Annotated in this window: 17 protein-coding genes and 1 other RNA gene; 10 read left to right on the top strand and 8 right to left on the bottom strand. The window is 55.4% G+C overall.

Annotated features, from left to right (window positions below; genetic code table 11):
* Positions 1-153 (top strand): pleiotropic regulatory protein RsmS, encoded by a 153-nt coding sequence (gene rsmS / locus CKF42_RS01655; protein WP_009091656.1) that lies wholly within the window; start codon positions 1-3, stop codon positions 151-153.
* Here rsmS and acrR read toward each other — a convergent pair.
* A complete protein-coding gene (gene acrR, locus CKF42_RS01650; RefSeq protein ID WP_009091658.1) occupies positions 150-788 on the bottom strand; it encodes a multidrug efflux transporter transcriptional repressor AcrR in 639 nt (212 codons plus the stop codon). The two genes, rsmS and acrR, sit on opposite strands and share 4 nt — an antisense overlap.
* Positions 789-930: 142 nt before the next feature.
* Between acrR and CKF42_RS01645 the strand changes: the two genes are divergently transcribed.
* The 4 genes from CKF42_RS01645 to ykgO all read left to right on the top strand — a co-directional run bounded on the left by CKF42_RS01645 (position 931) and on the right by ykgO (position 5,858).
* A complete protein-coding gene (locus CKF42_RS01645) occupies positions 931-2,124 on the top strand; it encodes an efflux RND transporter periplasmic adaptor subunit (RefSeq protein ID WP_111207336.1) in 1,194 nt (397 codons plus the stop codon).
* 16 nt (positions 2,125-2,140) lie between these two features.
* On the top strand, positions 2,141-5,296 hold the full coding sequence (locus CKF42_RS01640; RefSeq protein ID WP_058956359.1) for a multidrug efflux RND transporter permease subunit AcrB: 3,156 nt from the start codon (positions 2,141-2,143) through the stop codon (positions 5,294-5,296).
* 155 nt (positions 5,297-5,451) lie between these two features.
* On the top strand, positions 5,452-5,706 hold the full coding sequence (locus CKF42_RS01635; RefSeq protein WP_009091662.1) for a type B 50S ribosomal protein L31: 255 nt from the start codon (positions 5,452-5,454) through the stop codon (positions 5,704-5,706).
* 11 nt (positions 5,707-5,717) lie between these two features.
* Positions 5,718-5,858 (top strand): type B 50S ribosomal protein L36, encoded by a 141-nt coding sequence (ykgO, locus tag CKF42_RS01630; protein ID WP_009091664.1) that lies wholly within the window; start codon positions 5,718-5,720, stop codon positions 5,856-5,858.
* A 45-nt stretch (positions 5,859-5,903) separates the two neighbouring features.
* Here the strand turns inward: ykgO and CKF42_RS01625 are convergent, their stop codons facing one another.
* From CKF42_RS01625 to CKF42_RS01615, 3 genes are read right to left on the bottom strand one after another with little or no spacing between them, the layout of a single operon-like run.
* Positions 5,904-6,782 (bottom strand): metal ABC transporter substrate-binding protein, encoded by an 879-nt coding sequence (locus CKF42_RS01625; protein WP_111207335.1) that lies wholly within the window; start codon positions 6,780-6,782, stop codon positions 5,904-5,906.
* Positions 6,783-6,797: 15 nt separating this feature from the next.
* Complete coding sequence (locus tag CKF42_RS01620) at positions 6,798-7,637, bottom strand: metal ABC transporter permease (protein WP_009091667.1); 840 nt, start codon at positions 7,635-7,637, stop codon at positions 6,798-6,800.
* Complete coding sequence (locus tag CKF42_RS01615; protein WP_111207334.1) at positions 7,634-8,302, bottom strand: metal ABC transporter ATP-binding protein; 669 nt, start codon at positions 8,300-8,302, stop codon at positions 7,634-7,636. The genes CKF42_RS01620 and CKF42_RS01615 overlap by 4 nt, the downstream gene beginning before the upstream one ends.
* Before the next feature lie 339 nt (positions 8,303-8,641).
* Between CKF42_RS01615 and CKF42_RS01610 the strand changes: the two genes are divergently transcribed.
* From CKF42_RS01610 to CKF42_RS01600, 3 genes are all read left to right on the top strand, one after another.
* Positions 8,642-8,995: a hypothetical protein gene (locus tag CKF42_RS01610; protein ID WP_111207333.1), complete on the top strand. Its 354-nt coding sequence runs from the start codon at positions 8,642-8,644 to the stop codon at positions 8,993-8,995.
* A gap of 147 nt (positions 8,996-9,142) precedes the next feature.
* Complete coding sequence (tomB, locus tag CKF42_RS01605; protein ID WP_046101364.1) at positions 9,143-9,520, top strand: Hha toxicity modulator TomB; 378 nt, start codon at positions 9,143-9,145, stop codon at positions 9,518-9,520.
* A gap of 24 nt (positions 9,521-9,544) precedes the next feature.
* On the top strand, positions 9,545-9,760 hold the full coding sequence (locus tag CKF42_RS01600) for an HHA domain-containing protein (protein ID WP_003850458.1): 216 nt from the start codon (positions 9,545-9,547) through the stop codon (positions 9,758-9,760).
* A gap of 139 nt (positions 9,761-9,899) precedes the next feature.
* Here the strand turns inward: CKF42_RS01600 and ffs are convergent.
* An RNA gene (gene ffs, locus CKF42_RS01595) (signal recognition particle sRNA small type) lies at positions 9,900-9,996 on the bottom strand.
* A 175-nt stretch (positions 9,997-10,171) separates the two neighbouring features.
* Between ffs and CKF42_RS01590 the strand changes: the two genes are divergently transcribed.
* Positions 10,172-10,489 (top strand): MGMT family protein, encoded by a 318-nt coding sequence (locus tag CKF42_RS01590; protein ID WP_111207332.1) that lies wholly within the window; start codon positions 10,172-10,174, stop codon positions 10,487-10,489.
* 33 nt (positions 10,490-10,522) lie between these two features.
* Here the strand turns inward: CKF42_RS01590 and CKF42_RS01585 are convergent, their stop codons facing one another.
* Positions 10,523-11,080 carry a YbaY family lipoprotein gene (locus tag CKF42_RS01585; RefSeq protein WP_058956361.1) on the bottom strand — a complete coding sequence of 186 codons (558 nt, stop codon included), beginning with the start codon at positions 11,078-11,080 and terminating at the stop codon, positions 10,523-10,525.
* A 190-nt stretch (positions 11,081-11,270) separates the two neighbouring features.
* Between CKF42_RS01585 and tesB the strand changes: the two genes are divergently transcribed.
* Positions 11,271-12,134, top strand: a complete 864-nt coding sequence (gene tesB / locus CKF42_RS01580) for an acyl-CoA thioesterase II (protein WP_111207331.1) — start codon at positions 11,271-11,273, stop codon at positions 12,132-12,134.
* 49 nt (positions 12,135-12,183) lie between these two features.
* On the opposite strand, the gene amtB is transcribed toward tesB, so the two are convergent.
* Both amtB and glnK read right to left on the bottom strand, forming a co-directional pair.
* The gene (gene amtB / locus CKF42_RS01575) at positions 12,184-13,470 is read right to left on the bottom strand and encodes an ammonium transporter AmtB (protein ID WP_009091680.1); all 1,287 of its coding nucleotides are present in this window, start codon (positions 13,468-13,470) and stop codon (positions 12,184-12,186) included.
* Between the two features lie 34 nt (positions 13,471-13,504).
* Positions 13,505-13,843 (bottom strand): P-II family nitrogen regulator, encoded by a 339-nt coding sequence (gene glnK / locus CKF42_RS01570; protein ID WP_003850469.1) that lies wholly within the window; start codon positions 13,841-13,843, stop codon positions 13,505-13,507.
* Positions 13,844-14,067: the final 224 nt, after the last annotated feature.

The following is a 14,067-nucleotide window of genomic DNA, read 5'->3' as shown; positions in this document are numbered from 1 at the left end:
ATGTCACTGGAAAATGCTCCTGACGACGTCAAACTGGCCGTCGATCTGATTCAGCTGCTGGAAGAGCATCAACTGCCGGTGGAGACGGTGCTCTCAGCGCTGGCCATGGTGCAGCGCGACTTCGAGAACAAACGCGACCGTCAGCCCGATTAATGGCGGGCGGTCAGCGTCGGGCTGAGGCACAGCATATCGATGAAGGCATTTACCAGCGTCGGCGCGTCGGCGGCTAAATCAAAGCTCTCTGGCGCGAACAGCCAGCTTTCCATCATGCCGTTGACATACCCACGCAGAATAATGGCGGCCTGCCGCGTGCTGAGCGTGCCCGGAAGCTGTTCCGCTTCAATACACTGACGCAGGACATCTTCGATTTTGTCGTAGCACTCCAGCAACAGGCTCTGCTGCATACTCTTCATCGCCGACATTTCGCCAACAAATTCGCATTTGTGGAAAATGATCTCCATCAAGGCGCGGCGCTGAGGATCCTTTGCTGTCGCTTCAAAGATATAGACCAGCATTGCACGCAACACAGAGAGTGGATCACCAGGGTATTTTGTCTGATACTCAAGTTCCACATCATCCAGACCGGCATCACAACGAAGCCATATTTCATGTAAGAGATCGGCTTTATTTTTGAAGTGCCAGTAGATTGCCCCGCGCGTCACACTGGCAGCGGTTGCAATATCGGCCAGAGACGTGGCTGAGACGCCCTGCTGCGAAAACAGAACAAGGGCGGCATCAAGAATTTGATGCCGCGTTTCAAGTGCTTGCGCTTTGGTTTTTCGTGCCATAGGGGGCTTTTTTTACAAACGGGTAAGTTTACATACATTTGTGAATGTATGTACCATAGCACGACCTGCGACTTGACACAGCAATGGGTTTTTCAGTTTGTGATCCATTGACCAATTGATATCGGACACTAGAGGTTTATTTATGAATAAAATCAGAGGATTATCGCCTCTGGCGGCCGTCCTGATGCTATCAGGCAGCTTTTTGTTAACAGGATGTGACAACAATAAATCCGAACAAGCCGCCCAGCAACCGCCAGAAGTGGGTGTCGTGACCCTGAAAACTGAACCCCTGAAAATTTCGACTGAACTTCCAGGCCGTACCTCAGCCTATCGCGTGGCTGAAGTGCGTCCGCAGGTTTCCGGTATCATTCTCAAGCGTAACTTTATTGAAGGCAGTGATATCAAAGCCGGTCAGTCTCTCTATCAGATCGACCCGGCCACCTATATGGCTGCTTATGACAGCGCGAAAGGCGATTTAACCCAGGCACAGGCCAACGCCCGTATTGCTCAGCTGACCGTTAAGCGTTACAAGCCACTGCTCGGCACGAAATATATCAGTCAGCAGGATTACGACACGGCGGTTGCCACGGCTGCGCAGAATGACGCAGCGGTCCAGGTGGCAAAAGCCAACGTGGAAACGGCCCGTATTAATCTGGCCTACACCAAAGTCACCTCCCCTATCAGTGGCCGCATCGGCAAATCGTCAGTCACCGAGGGTGCGCTGGTACAAAGCGCCCAGACCACCGCGCTGGCGACCGTGCAACAGCTTGACCCGATGTATGTCGATGTGACCCAGTCGAGCGAAGATTTCATGCGCTTACGTTCAGAGCTGGAGTCAGGTCAGCTGAAGCAGACCGATGGTAAAGCCAGCGTGACCCTGCTGATGCAGAACGGCAACACTTTTGCGCAGAAGGGAACACTGGAGTTTTCTGACGTCACCGTCGATGAGACCACCGGCTCCATCACCCTGCGTGCCATTGTCCCGAACCCGGACCATACCCTGTTACCGGGCATGTTTGTGCGCGCGCGTCTGGAGGAAGGGACCAATCCGAATGCGTTGCTGGTTCCACAGCAGGCGGTCACCCGCACGCCAACAGGCCAGGCGACGGTCATGGTGGTCGGCGCAGACAACAAAGTTGAATCGCGTCAGGTCACAACCTCACAGGCGATTGGCGACAAATGGTTAGTCACCGACGGCGTTAAAGCGGGTGAACGTGTGATCAGCACAGGTCTGCAGCGAGCCAAGCCGGGCGCACAGGTTACCCCACAAGAAGTCTCAGACGATGCGAAAGCGGCACCCGATTCTAAGCCGCAGTCTGACAAGTCATCGTCATAACAGGAGCCGTTGATTCATGGCTAAGTTCTTTATCGATCGCCCCATCTTTGCGTGGGTGCTCGCCATCATCATCATGCTGGCCGGTGCGCTGTCGATTCTCAAACTCCCGATCGAGCAATATCCCAATGTTGCGCCGCCGGCGATTGAGATTCAGGCCTCTTACCCTGGTGCGGATGCGAAAACGCTGCAGGACACGGTGACCCAGGTCATTGAGCAAAATATGAACGGTATCGATGGACTGATGTATATGTCCTCGAGCAGTGACTCATCCGGTACCCTGACCCTGACCATCTCCTTTGAGTCAGGCACGGATGCAGACATCGCGCAGGTTCAGGTGCAGAACAAACTGCAGCTGGCGATGCCACTGCTGCCGCAGGAAGTTCAGCAACAGGGGATTCAGGTTAAAAAATCCTCCAGCAGCTTCCTGATGGTTGCCGGCTTCATCAGCGACGATGACAATATGACTCAGAATGATATTTCTGATTATATTTCCTCGACCATTAAAGATCCGCTGAGCCGCACCAAAGGTGTCGGTGATACCCAGGTGTTTGGTGCGCAGTATGCGATGCGTATCTGGATGGACCCGCACAAGCTCAATAACTACAACCTGACGCCGGTTGACGTGATCAGCGCGCTGAACACGCAGAACGCCCAGGTTGCCGCCGGTCAGTTAGGCGGGACACCGCCGGTGCCGGGACAGCAGCTTAACGCCTCTATCATTGCGCAGACCCGCCTGACCTCGACCGAGGAGTTCGGCAAAATCCTGCTGAAAGTGAATGAGGATGGTTCACAGGTTCGCCTGCGTGACGTAGCAAAAATCGAGCTCGGTGCAGAAAACTACGAGATCATTGCCCGTTATAATGGCCGGCCCGCGTCCGGTATCGGTATCAAACTGGCAACCGGCGCCAACGCCCTGGATACCGCGAATGCGGTGAAAGCGGAACTGGCGAAGATGCAGTCCACCTTCCCGGCCGGAATGAAAGTGGTTTATCCGTATGACACCACCCCATTCGTTAAGATCTCGATTTTCGAAGTGGTGAAAACGCTGGCTGAAGCCATCGTGCTGGTGTTCCTGGTCATGTACCTGTTTCTGCAGAACTTCCGCGCGACGCTGATTCCGACTATCGCCGTGCCGGTGGTGTTGCTCGGCACCTTCGCCATCATCAGCATTTTTGGCTACTCGATAAACACCCTGACACTGTTCGGGATGGTGCTGGCTATCGGCCTGCTGGTGGATGACGCCATCGTGGTGGTAGAGAACGTTGAGCGCGTGATGCAGGAAGAGGGCTTGCCGCCAAAAGAGGCGACCAGGCGTTCTATGGAGCAGATTCAGGGGGCGCTGGTCGGTATCGCGCTGGTGCTGGCCGCGGTATTTATCCCGATGGCGTTCTTTGGTGGTTCGACCGGTGTGATTTACCGCCAGTTCTCGATCACCATTGTGTCAGCCATGGCGCTGTCGGTGCTGGTTGCCCTGATTCTGACCCCGGCACTCTGCGCCACCATACTGAAGCCGGTGAAAAAAGACGGTCACGGTAAAACGACCGGCTTCTTCGGCTGGTTTAACCGGATGTTCGACAAAAGTACCAATCACTATGTCGACAGCGTTGGCCACATCATTCGCAGCACCGGCCGTTATATGGTGATCTACCTGGTCATCGTGGTCGGCATGGCGTATCTGTTCATGCGTCTGCCCTCTTCATTCTTACCGGAAGAGGACCAGGGGTTACTGCTGGCTCAGGCGCAGCTGCCTGCGGGTGCTACGCAGGAACGCACCCAGAAAGTGCTGGATCAGGTCACCGACTACTTCCTGACGCAGGAGAAAGACACGGTTAAATCGGTGTTTACCGTTAACGGCTTCGGCTTTGCCGGTCGCGGACAGAACACCGGTATTGCTTTCGTCAGCCTCAAGCCGTGGGATGAGCGAACCGGCAGCGACATGAAGGTACCGGCGATTGCCGGGCGTGCGATGAAGGCGCTGGGTGCCATCAAAGATGCGATGGTCATCCCCTTCAACCTGCCAGCCATTATCGAACTGGGTAACGCCACCGGCTTCGACTTTGAGCTGATTGACCAGGCCAACCTGGGCCACGAGAAACTGACCGAAGCGCGTAATCAGCTGTTCGGCATGATTGCCCAGCATCCTGACACCCTGGTGGGTGTGCGTCCTAACGGTCTGGAAGATACGCCGCAGTACAAGCTGATCATCGATCAGGAGAAAGCACAGGCGCTGGGCGTATCGTTAAGCGATATCAACACCACGCTGGCGGCCTCCTGGGGCGGCTCCTACGTCAATGACTTCATCGACCGTGGTCGCGTGAAGAAAGTTTACGTCATGGGTAAAGCGGACTCCCGTATGCTGCCGGATGATATCGGCAAATGGTATGTGCGCAACAGCAACGGAACGATGGTGCCTTTCTCCGCCTTCTCGACGGCGAAGTGGCAGTATGGTTCACCGCGTCTTGAGCGTTACAACGGTCTGCCTGCGATGGAAATCCTGGGTCAGGCTGCGCCAGGTAAGAGCTCCGGTGCCGCCATGGATCTGATGGAGCAGCTGGCGGAGAAACTGCCTGCGGGTATCGGCTATGACTGGACGGGCATGTCTTACCAGGAACGTCTGTCGGGCAACCAGGCGCCTGCGCTCTATGCCATCTCGCTGATTGTGGTCTTCCTGTGTCTCGCCGCCCTGTATGAGAGCTGGTCGATTCCGTTCGCGGTTATGCTGGTGGTTCCGCTGGGGGTTATCGGTGCGCTGATCTTCACCACCCTGCGTGGCCTGAGTAACGACGTCTACTTTGTGGTGGGGTTACTGACAACCATTGGCCTCTCGGCGAAGAACGCCATCCTTATCGTCGAATTTGCTAAAGATTTGATGGATAAAGAGGGCAAAGGCCTGGTGGAATCGTCGCTGGAAGCCTGTCGTATGCGTCTGCGTCCGATCCTGATGACGTCACTGGCGTTTATTCTCGGGGTACTGCCGCTGGCGATCAGTACCGGTGCCGGTTCCGGTTCGCAGAACGCCGTGGGTACTGGCGTTATCGGCGGCATGGTTACCGCGACCGCGCTGGCTATCTTCTTTGTTCCGGTGTTCTTCGTTGTGGTTCGCCGCCGCTTCAGTAAGCACAAAGAGGAACCGCGCAGCGCTGAGCCGGTTGAGCACAACCAGACCCACTAAGCAGTAACACCTCTAAGGCCGCGCAAGCGGCCTTTTTTTTACCCTTCAGTTTCGCCCTCCTCTCCCCCTCGCCTTTCTGCCATCAGCAGACGTTGCATTCCGTTCCGTGGCGGCGCATAATATTGTTATATTATAACATTACACAGGTGTGCATTATGAAAGCAAATATCCATCCTCACTATCGCCCGGTGGTCTTCCATGACACCTCAGCTGACGTTTACTACAAGATCGGCTCAACCATTAAAACCGACCGCACCGTAGAGTTTGAAGGTGAAACGCTGCCCTACGTCACGCTGGATGTGTCGTCGGCTTCACACGTTTTCTACACCGGTAAACAGAAAGATTTCGCTAAAGAGGGCAGCACCGCGCGCTTTAACCAGCGCTTCGGGCGCTTCCTGGGTCGTAAATAGAGGAGAGGGTCATGCAGGTATTAAGCTCGCTGCGTTCCGCAAAAAATCGCCATCGGGATTGCAGGGTGGTCCGTCGCAAGGGGCGTATTTACGTCATCTGCAAAACGAATCCGCGCTTTAAAGCCGTACAGGGAAGAAAGAAGAAACGCTAGTGTGTGTCGTGATGACTGGCCGGGCTTGCCCGGCCTTTTTTATGCTTACTGCATGCTCTTCAGCATGGCGTTCACGTTGTGCTTAAAGGCAGCCTGATAGGTCGGTGCCGGACCAGAAGCCGGGGACAACGCTTCCGGATAGAGCTCACCGCCCGGCTCCGCTCCCGTAGCGCTGGCGATCTGTTTAACCAGACGCGGATCGGTCTGGTTCTCAATGAAATAGCGGGTGATGTGCTGCTGTTTCAGCTGAGTGATCAGATCACCGACGTTACTGGCACTCGCTTCAGCTTCGGTAGAGAACCCGACGGGCGCCAGGAACGTCACGCCATAGCGCTGGCTAAAGTAGCCAAAGGCATCATGGCTGGTCAGCACCTTCCGCTTCTCCACAGGAATTTTATCAAACGCCGTCTTTGCCCAGCTATCCAGCGCCTGTAACTGCTGAATGTAATTCTGTCCGCGCTGACGGATCGCCGCAGCATCCTCGGGGTCGGCTTTGACCAGCGCATTCATCACGTTGGTCGCATAGATCACGCCGTTCTGCATGCTGTTCCAGGCGTGCGGATCGGTGATGGTTTTGCCCTCCTCTTCCATGCTGCGCGTGGTGACACCCGCAGAGGCGACTACCGGCTGACCGTGATAACCGGAAGCGCTGACCAGGCGGTCCATCCACCCTTCCAGTCCCAGCCCGCTGACAAAGACCAGATCCGCTTTTGCCAGCGCCTGGCTGTCCTGCGGCGTCGGTTCAAACGTATGGGGATCGCCATCCGGCCCTACCAGACTTTTTACCTTCACATGATCGCCTCCCACCTGGCTGACGATGTCTGCCAGCACGGTAAAGCTGGCGACAACGTCTACGGTTTTTGCCATCGCCAGCGGCGTGGCGAACAGCGCAGCGAGCGCCAGACTAACCGGTAATTTTTTCATAGATACCCCTTGAGATTAATGGCGGCGTAAAATTCCGCCGCACGGTCCTGTCAGAATCGAGAGAAAGAAGAGCATGGCGGCGCTCAGCACCACGGCGGGGCCAGCCGGCAGCGAGAAGTGCCAGGAGAGCATCAGGCCCGCCAGCGCAGAGAGGGTTGCCATGAAGATGGCGATGGCCAGCATCGCCGCAAGATGACGGCTCCAGAAACGGGCGCTGGCAGCGGGTAACATCATTAAACCCACCGACATCAGCGTGCCCAGCACCTGAAAGCCCGCGACCAGGTTCAGCACCACCAGCATTAAAAACAGGCCATGCACCAGCGGCGCGCTCCATTTCCCCTGCGCCCGCAGAAAGTCACCGTCAAAGGCATCGATGACCAGCGGGCGATAGATCACCGCCAGCATGATCAGCGTAAAGGCCGCGATACCCCCGACCAGCAACAGCGCCGCGTTATCGACCGCCAGCAGCGAGCCAAACAGAACGTGCAGCAGATCCACGCTTGAGCCGCGCAGTGAAACCAGCGTGACGCCCAGCGCCAGTGATCCAAGATAGAACCCGGCAAAGCTGGCATCCTCTTTCAATGGCGTGTAGCGACTGACTGCGCCAGAGAGCAGCGCGACCGCCAGCCCGGCAATCAGGCCGCCGATACCCATGGCCACCAGTGAGAGGCCGGAGATCAGATAGCCAATGGCCGCACCCGGCAGCACCGCATGGGATAAGGCGTCACCAATCAGGCTCATGCGACGCAGCGAGAGGAACACGCCGAGTGGCGTGGCACTGACGGCGAGCGCCAGGCAGGCCACCAGCGCTCGCCGCATAAAGCCAAATTCGATAAAAGGCTGAATCAGGGTCACGAGGCTCGACTCCGTGCCAGGACATCGGACCGGAAGGTATCGCTGAGATGATGTTCATCCATCGACAGGACGTTACTGAAGTAACGCGCCACCAGCGGGCGGTCATGCAGCACCACCAGCAGAGAGGTGCCTGCCTGCTGCTGCTGCTCCAGAATCGACATCAGCAGGGTAACCGTCTGGCTGTCTATGCCGTTAAAGGGTTCATCCAGCAGCCAGAGCGCGCTGCGCTGCAGCATCAGCCGGGCAAACAGGACGCGCTGAAGCTGCCCGCCCGAGAGGGTGGCCGGTTGCGCATCCGCATAATCGCTCATCTGAACCGCCTCCAGCGCCTGCCCGATTTCCCGCCGCAGTGACCGGTTAATGCCGCCAAACCAGCCGCAGCGTGGCCAGCAACCCATGGAAACCAGTTCGAAGACCGTCAGCGGAAAGCGGGTCTCAAGTTCGGTGCGCTGTGGCAGCCAGCCGATATCCCGGCGTGCCACCTGCAGTTCGCAGCGTCCGCTTACCGGCGGCAGTAAGCCCGCAATGGTTTTCAGCAGGGTCGATTTCCCGCTGCCGTTTGCGCCGACCAGCGCAGTCATGGAGCCTGCTGCGAGCTGACCCGTGATCGCCGGGGTGACCCCCTCTCCCTGGTAGCCTGCACGCAGTGCGTAAAATCGGATCATGCGCTGATCCCCCAATATATCGCGACAGCCAGCAGCGCGATGATCAGCAGGGCGACGCCCAGCCGTCCGCCCAGCGACATAAGTAATCCACTCTGACGCATCAGTTCACCAATATGTTATAACATAACAATAAGAATACCGGATGCAGCCTGCGGTTCAAGAGCGGAATGTGTTTCAAAAGGTATCGGGAGTCCGGCGGCCCCGGGGGCGTTTAAGCCACACCCGCCGCACCGCTTTGCTGGCAAAACTCAGAAAATGACAGTTTTGTGCTTTACTGGCTTGCAAACCTGTTGCGTAAAACCAATGATAGGTTTATTAACGGTTAGGAGTAGACAAGATATGCTGTCACGGATTGAATGTGATATTGCGATAGGTGAAACAGACTGCGCAAAAATAGCTGAAGTTGTTCAGCGGAATATTCTCAAAATATCAGATTTGCTGACAGGGGATTTACGCTGGTACGCTCAGAATGCGCAGTTAGTACCAGACAGTTTAAAAATAGTTTCCGTTGAATACCTGGATCTGAATAGTTTTAAATTACTTTACGATTTTCAGTGGAATTTATTTAGTCCCTGTCAGGATCTGAATGAAACGGTGCCCCAAACGGAGCGGGTAAATTTTTACATTAAGCCCGGTGCGCTTGAGTTTGATGTGATAGACAACCAGCAACCCTCTCCGGGTGATGAATTGTAATATTTAGTAATTGAGATGAGCAGAACTAATGGTTTTACACTATCTTTAACGTATCCCGTTTAATAACCACCTGAAAGATCGCTTCCTGGCCGCTTTATCCGAACTCGCCGCCCTGCGGCAACTGTGCAAGCTATGGAGGGGAAAAAGATGGACGAATACTCACCAAAACGGCATGATATTGCCCAGCTGAAATACCTGTGTGAGAGCCTGTTTGACGACAGCATGGCAACATTGACTGACAGCCATCATGGCTGGGTAAATGATCCCACTTCTGAAAGCAATCTGCACCTGAACGATCTGATTGAACATATCGCTTCGTTCACCATGAATTACAAAATTAAACACGTTGAAGATGAAGCGCTGATTTCGCAAATCGATGAATATCTTGATGATACTTTTATGTTATTCAGTAACTACGGTATCAATAATCCTGATCTTCAGCGGTGGCAACGTTCAGCAAAACGCTTATTTAATCTGTTCACTGAAGAGTGCGCTTTTCTCCAGCAACCGAGCCATTCATTATAGTACAGACGTGAGAACGCTTTATTTATGAACAAAACACTGACAAAAACTGATTATTTGATGCGACTGCGTCGCTGTCGCTCCCTGGATACCCTGGAGCGGGTGATCGAAAAGAATAAGTATGAATTACCGGAAGATGAATTAGCGGTATTCTATTCGGCAGCTGACCATCGTCTGGCCGAGCTGACGATGAATAAGCTCTACGATAAAGTACCGGGTTCGGTCTGGAAGTTTGTCCGCTAATCTGCTCACCTGCATCTGACGGCATTGTCCCCACATTAAGTACCGGATATTCCTGCCTGCCGGCAAAGGATCGGCCCAGGCGGGTTTTGCCTGTCTGTCACACTGGGGAAGAAGTTCAGGGGGGGGAAAGTGGTGGGGGCCCTGCCAGCTACATCCCGGCACACGCATCACCTGCTACGGCTGCTTCCTTCCGGATCTGACCGAGTTCACAAGCTAGCATTGCGGGAGAACCAACAGGGCCCCCATTGACAAGCCCTCTTTACGAGAGCGGGGGCATTATCTGGGAAGGGGCTGGCAATTGCAAGCGTCGTCGGGACAACCGTTGTTTTCTTGAACAACCGCCGCGTTGATGCTTTCACCATCGCCTCTGCATGATAAAGTTAACCCTCTTTTTCCTGACGAAATAAGCACATGAATCAGCCTGACACTTTCCAGCAACGCATCTGGCAAATTGTTGCCGCGATTCCATCCGGGTGTGTCACGACCTATGGCGATGTGGCACGACTGGCCGGTTCGCCGCGTGCGGCACGTCAGGTCGGCGGTGTGCTGAGCCGGTTACCCGAGGGAACCACCCTCCCCTGGCATCGTGTCGTCAATCGTCACGGCATGATTTCGCTTCAGGGCGATCAGCTGATACGACAGCGGGATGCACTGGAAGCAGAAGGGATTGTGGTGAGTGATGCCGGTGAGCTGGATCTTGAAACGTATCGCTGGCGATTCGATGGCTGAAAAACGGGGCGGCTCTGCCGCCCCGTTTGCACATTACAGACGGGTGGGTGCAGGCACCGCCGCAGAAGGCGTGACCTGAGTCGGTGATGTCGAAGGCACGGTGGTCGCTGCGCCTGGCTGGGTTGGCATCGCCATTGAAGGCACCGGTACCAGCAGCAGTTCGGCTTTGGTGCCGCCCTGATTGATGACCGGTTTTACGCTGTCAGTGACAAAGGCCAGCTTGCCGTCGATCGCGATGGCGGCGCTTAACAGAATGCGTGCATTTGGCTGGATGTCAGCCGGGTTAAACGGCAGCACAAACTGGAACGGCGCCTGTTTGCCTTCCGTCCGCACCACGCGCTGTGACAGCACTTTTGACGGGGCGTCGGCAACAGACGCATCTGACAGCGTCACGGTTAATACCGCATCCGGCGGCAGCGCGATGCGCTGGCGAATAAAGACTGAACCGCTGACGTTAGGCTGCGCAATCGCCGCCGTCTGTCCGGCTACCGCAGAACCCAACGTTGGTGTTGGCACAGGTTTACTCTTGTCGGCACAGCCCGCAACAGCAACCGCCATAACTACCCCACTGAACACATGCCACAGTTTCATTGATGTCGTCTCCATTTGATCAAAATGATTGTCGGCAGCGAATCCTGCTTACAGCGTTTCACTCGCCGTATGTCCTTAATGTTGGCACAAAAATGAAATTTTGCCTGGCACAGGCAAAGCGGAAAGTCTGATTGACGTTAACTGGTCCGATCTTTCACACTGAGCAGGTCACTATATTGAGGAACGCGCCATGAGTCAGGCACTGCAAAATCTGCTGAATTTATTAAATCTGGAAAAACTGGAAGAAGGTTTATATCGCGGCCAGAGTGAAGATCTTGGCCTGCGCCAGGTGTTTGGCGGTCAGGTGGTGGGTCAGGCGCTCTATGCCGCAAAGCAAACCGTCGCGACCGATCGGACGATTCACTCCTTTCACAGCTACTTTCTGCGGCCCGGCGACAGCCAGAAAGCGATTATCTACGACGTCGAAACCCTGCGTGACGGCAAAAGTTTCAGCGCCCGCCGGGTCAGTGCCATACAGAATGGTCAGCCCATTTTTTATATGACCGCCTCATTCCAGTCACCGGAAAGTGGCTTTGAGCATCAGAATGCGATGCCACAGGTGGCAGGACCGGAAAATCTGGTCACGGAACAGGCGATGGCGCAGAAGATGGCGCACATGCTGCCGGAAAAACTGCGGGAGATATTTATCGCGGAACGTCCGCTGGAGATCCGCCCGGTGCAGATTCACAATCCGCTGCGCGGGCATGTGGACAAGCCTGAGCGGCAGGTCTGGATCCGCGCCAACGGTCCGCTGCCTGACGATCTGCGCATCCATCAGTATCTGCTCGGCTATGCGTCGGATCTCAATTTCCTGCCGGTTGCGCTGCAGCCACACGGCAAAGGCTTTTTAGAGGCGGATATGCAGGTCGCCACGATCGATCACTCGATGTGGTTCCATCGTCCGTTCGACTTCAGCGAGTGGCTGCTCTACAGCGTGGTAAGTACTTCAGCGTCAGGTGCCAGGGGGTTCGTACGGGGTGAGTTCTACAATCAGCAGGGGGCGCTGGTCGCCTCTACGGTGCAGGAAGGGGTGATGCGCCAGCGAAGCGAATAAAAAAAGGGGCGATAGCTCGCCCCTTTTTCACTGCTTATACTCTCACGCATTACTGGTTGTAAGCGTTCTCGCCGTGGCTGTTAACATCCAGACCTTCGCGTTCGTGCTCTTCCGGTACGCGCAGACCGACAATCAGATCGGCCAGTTTGAAGCCGATGAAGGCCACCACGCCAGACCAGACGATTGTGACGCCGACGCTGAAGAGCTGAACCCAGACCTGATGGCCCATGGTTACACCCTGCGCATAACCGACGCCGCCCAGTGAAGAGGAGGCAAACACGCCCGTCAGGATACAGCCAACAATCCCGCAGACGCCGTGCACGCCGAACACATCGCAGGGGTCGTCCACACGCAGCCATTTCTTCAGAGAGGTCACACCCCACAGACCCGCCAGTCCGCCAACCAGACCGATAATCAGTGCACCACCGACGCCAACATAACCACAGGCTGGGGTAATCGCGACCAGTCCGGCGATAAAGCCTGAACAGGCGCCCAGCAGAGAAGGCTTACCGCGCACCGCCCATTCGCCAAAGGTCCATGAGAGTACGGCACCCGCCGTTGCCACAACGGTGTTCAGGAACGCCAGTGCGGCAATTTCGTTTGCTGCTGAGGCAGAACCGGCGTTGAAGCCGAACCAGCCTACATAGAGGATCGCGGTGCCGGTGAAGACCATCGGCAGATTATGAGGTTTGAAAGCTTCTTTACCAAAGCCGGCACGTTTGCCAACCAGATACGCGCCCACCAGACCCGCTACCGCGGCGTTGATATGCACGACGGTACCGCCGGCGAAGTCCAGCGCGCCATCCTGCGCCAGGAAACCGCCTGCCCATACCATATGCGCGATAGGCAGGTAAGCCAGCGTCAGCCAGACACCGACGAAGATCAGTACGGCTGAGAAACGGATGCGTTCTGCAATGGCACCCACAATCAGGCCCACGGTGATACAGGCAAATGAGGCCTGGAATGCAACGTGGATATACTGATAGAAACTGCCCATTACCGCGGTCAGCTGGATATTCTTCAGCATGGCCCAGCCAAATCCGCCAAAGAAGGCGTTACCTTCGCTGAACGCCAGTGAATAGCCATAGACCATCCACAGTACGCACACCAGCGAGAAAGTGACGGCCACCTGCGTCAGCATCGACAGCACGTTCTTACCGCGAATCAGACCGCCGTAAAACAGCGCAATCCCTGGAATTGACATAAACAGCACCAGCGCGGTGCAAATCATCATAAATGCGTTGTCAGCCTTGTCCGCAACGGCAGGCGCAGCCATCGCGAGCGATGGTAACAGTGCCAGGCTGGTCAGGCCCAGCTTAGTCAGAACTTTATTCATTTTTATTCCATCCCATCACAATACTGAGTCGTAATTACAGAGCGGCTTCGTCGGTCTCGCCGGTACGAATACGAATGACGCGCTGCAGTTCAGCCACGAAAATTTTACCGTCGCCAATTTTTCCGGTGTAAGCCGCTTTACTGATGACATCCACAACTTCGTCCAGCTGATCGTCGGCAATAGCGATATCAATTTTGACTTTCGGCAGGAAGTTCACGCTGTACTCTGCGCCCCGATAGAGCTCGGCGTGCCCCTTCTGGCGGCCAAACCCTTTCACTTCGGAGACGGTCAGTCCCTGAATGCCGATAGAGGACAAAGCTTCACGCACATCCTCCAGCTTGAATGGCTTAATTACGACGGTAACCAGCTTCATTGGATCCCCTCCAGCGAGTAAATAGGTAACGTTTACGGACACACAGGGAGATAAGCAAAGGCTGTGCCAGTTAGCAAAAGCGGTGATAATCAGTGGGTCAGGCGGGATGGAGCAAGGAGGGGCTCTGCAGTGGCTCTGAAAAGGGGGAAAAGGAGAAAGCCGGTCAGCGCATCGGGATGCACTCCTTTGGTGCTTCAGGCGTCAAAGGAGTGCATTTATACAGA

Source organism: Pantoea sp. ARC270 (assembly GCF_003236725.1).
GTDB lineage: Bacteria > Pseudomonadota > Gammaproteobacteria > Enterobacterales > Enterobacteriaceae > Pantoea > Pantoea anthophila.
This window is presented reverse-complemented; position numbering and strand designations above follow the sequence as displayed.